The sequence below is a fragment of the Coleofasciculus sp. E2-BRE-01 genome, from assembly GCF_040221695.1.
GTDB lineage: Bacteria > Cyanobacteriota > Cyanobacteriia > Cyanobacteriales > Coleofasciculaceae > Coleofasciculus.
Genome location: NZ_JAVKEA010000199.1, coordinates 1 through 3,287, shown reverse-complemented (window position 1 = coordinate 3,287; position 3,287 = coordinate 1). Strand labels below are relative to the sequence as shown.

Annotated in this window: 2 protein-coding genes, 1 tRNA gene and 1 pseudogene; 2 read left to right on the top strand and 2 right to left on the bottom strand. The window is 46.3% G+C overall.

Features of this window, described 5'->3' with window-relative positions; translation table 11 throughout:
- Nucleotides 1-249: 249 nt before the first annotated feature.
- Nucleotides 250-1,002, bottom strand: a complete 753-nt coding sequence (locus tag RIG66_RS25275; RefSeq protein WP_006099158.1) for an FHA domain-containing protein — start codon at nt 1,000-1,002, stop codon at nt 250-252.
- Nucleotides 1,003-1,182: 180 nt separating this feature from the next.
- Nucleotides 1,183-1,482 carry a DUF3493 domain-containing protein gene (locus RIG66_RS25270; RefSeq protein ID WP_446381518.1) on the bottom strand — a complete coding sequence of 100 codons (300 nt, stop codon included), beginning with the start codon at nt 1,480-1,482 and terminating at the stop codon, nt 1,183-1,185.
- 186 nt (nt 1,483-1,668) lie between these two features.
- Here RIG66_RS25270 and RIG66_RS25265 point away from each other — a divergent pair.
- Both RIG66_RS25265 and RIG66_RS25260 read left to right on the top strand, forming a co-directional pair.
- Nucleotides 1,669-1,740 (top strand) — tRNA-Thr (locus RIG66_RS25265).
- A 209-nt stretch (nt 1,741-1,949) separates the two neighbouring features.
- Nucleotides 1,950-3,148 (top strand): annotated as a pseudogene (locus tag RIG66_RS25260) (type I restriction-modification system subunit M); the annotation flags it as partial.
- Between the last annotated feature and the right edge of the window lie 139 nt (nt 3,149-3,287).

The window sequence follows — 3,287 nt, the reverse complement described above, 5'->3', positions numbered from 1 at the left end:
GTCCCTAAAGGTAAGTACAAAGGGACATTCACCGCTAGGATTTGCCCAATGTCAGACGGTCGCGGCGAGTTCGTTATCGACAAGAAAAGGAGGTCAACCCGATTGGATTACTGCACACCGATTCACCGTAAGGATGGTTATCGCTATGCATTTTGATTAGGTTTGCGTAGATGTCTATAGAGATTTGGTTACAGTTCTTTACCCCGTGTTGAAAGCGGGGGATTTCTTGCTATTCATTCCCAGGAGAGGTCAAGGATTGGGAATTTGCCGACTGAAAAATCGATCTAAAATTTCTGCGCGTTGATGGGAATTTAATTTAGGTAAGGCAGGTTCTCCAGATAATTCTTCTAACTTTGATAGTTCTTGTAAAAATCGTGATGTCCCTTTGTGATAGTCCCCTTCAGAGCCTTTGGCTTTTGCGGGTAACTCCAAATCTTCATCTGGGGCTTTTCGCTTTGAGGATGAGGAGGCTTCTACAGAGGAAGACGCTTTGGAGGCTTTCAGTTTCGCGATAATTTCTGGAGAGGTGGGGTTGAGCTTTTGGGTGTCGTTGCAGAGGAAAAAGTAAAACGCCAGGGTGCTGAGTCGAATGCAATCGCCATCCTTAAGCGATATATGCCCGTGGACAGGTTCACCGTTGACATAAGTACCATTCGTGCTTTTAAAATCAACTAGGTAATATCCTTTGTTTGGCAGATAGTAAATCGCCGCATGATGACGGGATAAGTGGGGATCTGGAATCGATATCGCCAATTGACGATCGCGACCGATAGTCCAAATTCCCTGAGGCTGAAACAGGGTTTGGGTTTTTCCCTCTACCAGATTGGTCATCAGACAAGGTCGCTGACTTTGAACAATACCTGTGACAAAGCGAACTGTTCGACTCGAGAACGTTTTATGCCCCGTTTTCTCAAGCTGGAGGATTTCATCGAGTAGACCTCGATGATACTCGTAGAGCTTCAGGAAAACCTGGTATAGACCCAATCGTTGTTCGATTTCCATAAAACGAGCCGACAATTCCTAAACAACCTAATACCCATTGATGGGAACTTTAACATTCGGATTGGTCTATCGTTTCGGATGAACTCTACAGCGTTAGAAATTTTACCTGGAGATTAAAAGATCTAAGTAGGTTGGCTGTTACCTAATTCAGATATCTGTCGAGTTCAAGCCAATCTTAACCTATGGCTTACGCTCTGCCCGTTGTTCTAGGCGAAATAGCCAAATCATTAGGGCGACGATGCCAACTTGTAGCGCCAGATTGGGAAATGCTGTCCCCACTTCTCGACCTGCAATTAACTGTGCCAGGAAAACAAGTCCGCCAATAAAGCCAGAGGCAGCAAATGCCACATAGATGAATTTTCTCAGTCCTCGGTAGGGCGCTTTAGCTTCAGCTTTCAGTCGAGCGTATTTTTCCGGACTCATCTGTCGCGATTTGGCTTTTGACTGGGGCTGGCGATTGTTTGGGGTTGAATGGGTCATGAGTTTCGTTGATCATACCTCTTTTAATGGTGACATGACTATCCCCAGCTTGGACAGTGAATTATGCCAAACCTTGCTGTAATATAAAAAAATGTATCTTTGGAGTAACCTGCTCACAGGATTCATGCCAGAGAAGAAAAAAGATGCCGTTACTTGCGCCAAAGCTTGCTATAGTAGTCAAGTGATGCCGGTGTAGCTCAGTGGTAGAGCATTCGATTCGTAATCGAACGGTCAGCGGTTCAAATCCGCTCATCGGCTTAATGTCAAGGTACGGAAAATAGGAAGGACATTAGGCAGAGGAGCGCGAGCGGTAAGCGGGCATGGTGATCGCTCCAGTTAGTAGAATTTGACTTAGAGGAAGCGATCGCATCGTTAAAGGCGGGTCAGCCTGTGGTTCCGGTGTGGTTAGACTAAATTCATCAACGACTCAATCAGAAGCTACAAGTTCATCAGTAACAGAAGCATTTATGGCAGAAAAAAACGGCAAGAAAGCACAGAGGAATGGGAATGGGGGTAAGTCCCTAGAAAATTGGATCTGGGATGCAGCCTGTAGTATTCGCGGGGCGCAGGAAGCCGCGAAATACAAGGATTTTATTTTGCCGTTGATTTTCACCAAAAGACTCTGTGATGTCTTTGATGATGAGTTAGACCGGATTGCCCAGAAAGTGGGTTCTCGCGCCAAGGCATTTAAGTTAGTGGCGATGGATCAGAAGCTGGTGCGGTTTTACTTGCCTCTACAACCGGAAAATCCTGATGATCCGGTGTGGTCGGTGATTCGTAAGCTGTCGGATAAGATTGGAGAGACGTTAACGGGCTATCTGCGAGACATTGCCAAAGCTAATCCGTTACTGGATGGAATTATTAATCGGGTTGATTTTAATGCCACAACTCACGGACAGCGTGACTTGGATGATGACCGTCTATCGAACCTGATTGAAAAAATTTCGGAGAAGCGTCTGGGGTTAAAGGATGTCGAACCGGATTTAATCGGACGCAGTTATGAGTATTTGATTCGTAAGTTTGCAGAGGGATCGGGCAGATCCGCAGGGGAGTTTTATACGCCGAAGGAAGTGGGCATGATCATGGCGAAGATTATGCAGCCAGAGCCAGGAATGGCGATTTATGACCCCTGTTGTGGTTCGGCGGGTTTGCTGGTGAAGTGTCAGTTGGTGCTAAAGGAGTCCCAAGGTGAGGAAAAATCTGCGCCGTTGCAGTTGTATGGGCAGGAGTACACCGGAAACACCTGGGCGATGGCAAATATGAATATGATTATTCATGACATGGAGGGGAAGATCGAGATTGGCGATACGTTCCGCCATCCGAAATTTAGCCAAGGGGGGAAACTGGCGCAGTTTGATCGGGTGGTAGCTAATCCCATGTGGAATCAAGACTGGTTTAAGGAAAAAGATTATGACGGGGACGAATGGGGGCGATTTCCCCAAGGGGCAGGGTTTCCTGGAACTAAGGCGGATTGGGGTTGGGTGCAGCATATTTGGGCATCAACCCATGAGCAAGGGAAGGCTGCTATTGTCCTTGATACGGGGGCAGCGTCACGGGGTTCGGGGAATGCGAAAATAAGGAGAAGGATGTTCGCAAGTGGTTTGTGGAGCAGGATTTGATTGAAGGGGTGATTTATCTCCCAGAAAACCTGTTTTACAATACGACTTGGACTTTGGACAAAATTATTAGATTTGCGTACATTTTACGCAAATAAAAAAGAGACAATAGCTCCTCTATCTCAGCTTGTTGAAAAGCTCAGAAATACCGACGGAGTGGAGGTTGCAGAGTGCAGTCTATTAAGATTT